We start from the raw sequence: 5,683 nt of genomic DNA, 5'->3' as shown, positions 1-5,683 counted from the left end.
GGGGTTAATTAGGCGCTTACAAATGAAAGATAAGAGGCCGTAGCGTGCAGGAGCAGGATGGAAGGGACAAGGTGAGATCACCGGACGGTTACCTTAAACTGGCTAAAGCCATAAAAAGAACGATCCCAGCTTTTAGGGCTGGGATCTTTTTACGCTCTCAACAGGAACTGTGCTAAGCATAACGTTCTGTAAGTGCTTTCATATGTCTTTCTACCGTATCCTTACTGTCAGGAAAAGCCTTGATATAAGCATCAGACACATATTGCATCAATATAACAAACTGATTTGGGGTGATTTCTGAACTTTCAAAGTCCCCCAAAAAAAAGGTAACACCATCAAAATCTTCAGGAACATCCCAATTCTGATCTAATGAGTAACCAAATCCTTCAGATGGGGAAAAACCATACCCATTACTGGCATTGAGCAAAAAATTTGTAAAAGAAATTTTGCTGTTATATAAAGATTCATAAAGAACCTCATATAAATCCCTACCCTCATTTTGAACCAAATAATGTTCAACATTCTTTAGCCAATCTACGTGTTGATTACTCATTTGTTAGAAGTCCTCGCTGGCATAGTGATAAACGCATTGTTAACTTGCCCTGTCTTAGCATCTCTGGTCACTTGGAACCAATAACCATCAACTTTTGCTGAATACTGCCTATGATTAGGATTATCTCTAAAATAGTTTTCTGCTTGTTTAGCTGCCCTATTTGACATATCTGCCATCTTAGTATCTGGTAATATCCTAGGATCATAAGTTGTTTTGACCGTTTCCGGTTTAAAGCCTATGTGTTGACCTCTACCGTTTATAGCTGGAATTTGATATTTATATTCAATTAACCCCGGATAGCGTTTATCAGTAATTTTGTGATTAATTTTCGCACCTGTCATTTCAACAGACTCTAAAAATGCATCCTGTTTATGGGCTCCAGAAATTGTTCCCATCTTACGATTAAGAACCCCTAACTGGGTATTATGCTTAGTTACGTCAGCACTGAAATTCTCTGGAACTAAACTTTCAGACGTTTTACCAGTCTGATTTTGTGGTACTTTCGTCCCACTATTGCCAGTATTAACTTGCTGCCCTTTGACTGCGTTAGCACCTTTATTATCCGTCACTGCGTTTGAAGACGATGGTTTAGTCCCTTTACTGTTCATGCCGCCAGTCACAGCAGCCATTGCCGCGCCAGCCAAGATTTCAGCCTGCTGTTTGTCGATACCGTAGCGACTAATCAACTGATGCGCAAATTCCGTACTGGAGACCACACCTTCGGCCTCGATCTGCTGGGCCAGCAAGGAAGACATGTCATTCTTCATGCGTGATGGTACATCATCACCCAGTACGCGATCTATCGCCTGACGCACTAACAGGCCATTGGCAGGAATATCACCGTATTTTTCCTTACAGGCCGCCGGATTCGACGCACAGACTGCAATCAGTTCTTGCTGCTGTTTGAGGCTCAGATCTTCCATTTCTTTCACAATCTGTTTGCAGTCGCCACGCGCCTCGCACCCTTTTGCCCTCGCCGCAAAATCATCGATTTGGTCAGCGTGCAGGTAGTTCGATTCAACCGCGTTTTTCGCACCCTGCGCTCCGGTCACTCCACCTGCCGTAGAGTTAGTCGCCAGCCCCGCAGCTATTCCGCCGGCCAGCGTGGACAGGTTACTGACGGTTTCCTTCTCATCGGGTGACAGCTCACTTTGTTTCTTGTTCGGGTACAGTGCATTAATAATAGCAGAAGCGGCCAGTTCACCGCTCAGCGCGCCCGTTGCCCCTGCGACTGCCGGGCCGCCCTTCATTTCTGCAATAACGCCACCCAAAATCGCATGGGCCATCAGGTTGGTGGCTTTTTCTGCCGGTGTCAGTTGCTCATACGTTTTATCGCCATAAGTGAGGGCTTTCACCGCGTTGGCCAGATACGGCGCTGCCCCGCTGGCAATAGCCGATGGGATATCACCGCCCGCCAGGCCCTGCAACGCCCCGATGACTGCCGTCACCGCCTGACGTTTACTGCTGCCGATATCTGCGCCCTGCGCTTTGATGGCACCGTCATAGGCTATCTTATACGCCCGGTCAGCCACCGATGTCGCATCGACGGGCTGACCTTCTGCCCTCAGTTGTTTTTCCGCCGCCTGTTTCAGTTTTTGCTGCGTGTGCGGGTCTTTCAGGTCTTCCGTGGCTTTCTTCGTCGCCTTAATCGCTTCATGCGTATTGTAGATATCCATCACCTGGGTGCCGATTTCAGCGATGGCCTGTGCCTGCGCCAGCCGCCGTTGCGCTTTCTCCTTGTCAAAAATCGGACTCAGGCCATTGGCGGCGTTATCGGTATCCCGGCTTAAGTCAGCCACATCCTGCTGTTGCTTATCGGCATCCCGCACCACCACCGTGCCGTCACTGACCGCCGCATGGGTGGTCGATGACTGGCTGTCATGCTTATTGGTGCCGGCCAGCATATTCGATGACATATTGGAAACCAGCTGGCTGCCCACCGCGCCGCCGGTACTGACCCCCACACTCTGGTGCTCCGTTTTGTACTCCGCCTTGTTCTGGATATCACTGAAGCCCAGTGTGCCGGTGTCCAGCCGGTTTTTGTCTTTCTCTGCGTGACTTGCAATCACCGCGCCGTCAAGCTGGGTATGTTCCCCCACTTTGACATCAAAGCCACCCTTGCCGGCAAAAATCCCTGTCTGCTCGTTCACCGAATCAAACGTGCTGTGCATCTTGTCCCGGCTGGCATTCACACTGGCCGAACCGCTCATGGAGCCATAGGTGAAGCTGGCACCCGCACTGGCATTCTGCTGCTTGCTGTTGTAATGGTCCTTGTCCTGCTCACTTTGCAGGTGCAGGTTGCGGCCCACATCGGCCGTCACTGTCTCCCCGCTGACCTGTGCCCCTTTAAGCCGCGTATCCTGCCCCGATTTCAGTTTCACCTGATGACCGGCATCGACGAGCGTTTCAGTATGGGTCACCCCGTCGCCGGTTTCATGCCCTTTGCCCTTGTTGACGCTGGCCGAGAATTGAATGCCGTAACCACCTTGACCAGCCGTCAGCCCCACGCCGACACTGCCGCCTTTGCTGCTGTTCTCACCCCGGGTAGTCCGGGTGTTTTCAGCCGATTCCAGCACGATATCGCGTTTGGCGTCCAGCGTCATATCGCGGCCGGCTTTTAAGGTACTGCCCTGCACCTGAATATCGCCGCTGTCCTGCGTCGTGCTGTCTCCGGTGGCTTTAATGCGAATATCCTGCCCGGCACTCAGGCTGCTGCCCTGTGATTGCGTCTGTTCCGTGCGGGTTTGTGATTTCGCGGACTGGCTGCCGTAAGAAAGCTGGATACCAATAGTGTCGGTCGGTTTTTGCGCCTCCCCGCCGGCCTGGTTAATCGCATCAGCTTTTGCAGATTCAGCCTCACTGCGCTGCCACGCCTGGTAGCCCTGCACCCCGGACAGCGTGGCCTGCATGCCTTTCAGCACCTGCAAGCGGCTGTCCGGGGTGTCTTTGGCTTCATTGGCCGTCTGCACCGCCGTGTTAACCGCACTGCCGACCGCCCCGGACAACGCCAGTGTCAGGCCTGACTGCTTCTGCTCGGTTTGGCTCAGTTCGGTATGGCTGTTTTTCGCGGCCGTGACAGCCACGTCTTTGGCTTCAATATCAATATCTTTACCGGCGATAATATCGCTGCCCTGCACGGTGGCCTGTTCGCCGGCATGCAAAGTGACATGGCCGTCACTGCTGCCCACGGTGCTGCCTTTTTGCAGTATAGCATCACTGTCACTGGACTGTTTGAGTGTCGAGCTGCCTATCGTAAAGCCCACGCCTCCCGTGCCCATCAGGCCGGATTTTTTCTCTTCCTTCCGGGTGAACCGGTGATTTGTCTCTTCGGCCGTGGTGATGTTCAGATTCTGGCCGGCATGGAGTGCCACATCCCGGGTGCCCACCACATTGCTGCCCTGAACGGTGGTATCCTGGCCGGACTGGATATGCACCGTATCGCCGCTCAGGGTGCTGCTGACTGCCCGGGTGCGGTCATATTGTTCCCGGGTCGTGGTGGTCGTCGAAGAAACCCAGCTGTTGCTGCCTTTCACCTTCAGGTATTCGTCATGGGTTTGCTGCTGTTCACCCGCCACGACCGCCACATCCCGCCCCGCATCCACTTGCAGTGTTTTACCGGCCGTGATACCGGTTGCGCGAAGGTTAACATCCCGTCCGGCGCGCAGGCTGACCGGCCCGGCACTGTTGACGGCCGTGCCCGTTTCTCCTGATTCTGTGTGGGTCAAATAGTTATCGCGGCTCCATTCAAGGTGTTCACGCTGCGCGGTTTTGGCTGTCCCGAACTGAATATCCCGCCCCGCGTCTAACTGAATCTCACTGTGTTGACCCTGTGACATCAGTTGTGCGGCCGACGTATAAATATCCTTGCCTGCCCGCAGGTGCAGTTTGCCATCCGCGCCCTGCACATACACCCGGGCGACATTATCCACGTAAGCCGAACTGAACCGGTTATTGCCGGCCTGATTTTCACCGCTGCGGGTGGTACTGGCGATATCAATCGTATTCCCTGCCCCTATCGTCAGTGACTGACTGGCGCCTGTCGTCCCGCCCCGCTGGACCATATCGGTCCGGGCCTGCAAATCAACCTGGCTGCCCTGCACAAATCCCCCCTGATTACGGATATTCTCCGCCAGAATGTGGATATCCTGGCCGATAATCCGGCCCTGATTGAGCAGGTCGCCACGCAGTTGCACATTGACCTGGCTGCCACTGAGCAGGGCCCCAGTGCCATCCAGTGAACCGGCCTGCGTGCGCACATACACCTGGGGAACCCGCACGGTTTGCCGGCGGCCGTCCGGTAAGATGACCGTCGCATTGACCAGCCAGACCATGTCTTCGGTGAGACGGGCCATCTGTTCCGCATTCAGGGCAATCCCCGGCGTCAGATTAAAGGCGTGCCGGGCACGCACGCCGGCATTCATCAGCGCCTTAAATTGCTCCTCGTCATTCTGGTGTCCCGGCAGATAACGTTTGCCGGTCAGGTTAATCACCTGCTCACGAATCAGGCGCTGTTCATAGAAACCATCACCTAACCGCTTGTGCATGTTATTGTGATCCCAGCGCAGCTGCTGTTGCATATAGTCTGTCCCCAGCCATTTTTTCAGCCGGGTAAACTGCGGATCCGTTTCAACCAGCGGCAGGTTGTCGATCGCCGCCACCGCCGGTGTGGGTGGCGTATTGTCGGGCGGCAGATTCAGTTTAAATAAGCTGTTGTCCGGTAACTGATAATTCGGCACTTCCGTGCGAACGATAAGGGGTTTCTCGCCCACATTCGTGATTTTTTCCTCCCGTCCGGTGTTTTTTTCACCGGCACCGGTCAACTTCTCACCCACGGTGGATCGTTCACCCACCGTGAATGTCTGACCCCGTTCAGTCAGTTTTTCCCCCGCGATAACCGGCGTCTCTGCTGTGCCACCGGTGATGGTCGGCCTTTGGCCTGTCACTGCCGCAGGCGGGATAATCACTTCCAGCCGCTGTCCCGGCCGTAATGCGACTTCACGCGGCGGGGTGGCCGCTTCCGTCAAACCGACATTAATTTGCCCGCCCTGGACGTAATACCGCTCGCTTAAGCACGAGCGGTTCTTTTTTTATAAGGATAACTGGGTGTTTTGCAGAGCACTTGCCTTGCAA

The 5,683-nt window shown here is 53.9% G+C and carries 2 protein-coding genes; both read right to left on the bottom strand.

What is annotated here, in order from left to right; genetic code table 11:
* Window positions 1-172 precede the first annotated feature (172 nt).
* On the bottom strand, window positions 173-553 hold the full coding sequence (locus tag ABLA85_RS15025) for a hypothetical protein (protein WP_367965211.1): 381 nt from the start codon (window positions 551-553) through the stop codon (window positions 173-175).
* The gene (locus ABLA85_RS15020) at window positions 550-5,373 is read right to left on the bottom strand and encodes a hemagglutinin repeat-containing protein (RefSeq protein ID WP_367965210.1); all 4,824 of its coding nucleotides are present in this window, start codon (window positions 5,371-5,373) and stop codon (window positions 550-552) included. The genes ABLA85_RS15025 and ABLA85_RS15020 overlap by 4 nt, the downstream gene beginning before the upstream one ends.
* Between the last annotated feature and the right edge of the window lie 310 nt (window positions 5,374-5,683).

Origin of the sequence: Xenorhabdus sp. SGI246, from assembly GCF_040838225.1 — a bacterium.
GTDB classification, from domain to species: Bacteria; Pseudomonadota; Gammaproteobacteria; order Enterobacterales; family Enterobacteriaceae; genus Xenorhabdus; species Xenorhabdus indica.
The sequence above is the reverse complement of the archived record's forward strand: the minus strand, read 5'-3'. Positions and strand labels throughout refer to the sequence as shown.

Coding starts and splice junctions, on each gene's coding strand:
- ABLA85_RS15025 (WP_367965211.1), bottom strand. CDS start 553: ATGAGTAATCAACACGTAGATTGGCTAAAGAATGTTGAACATTATTTG.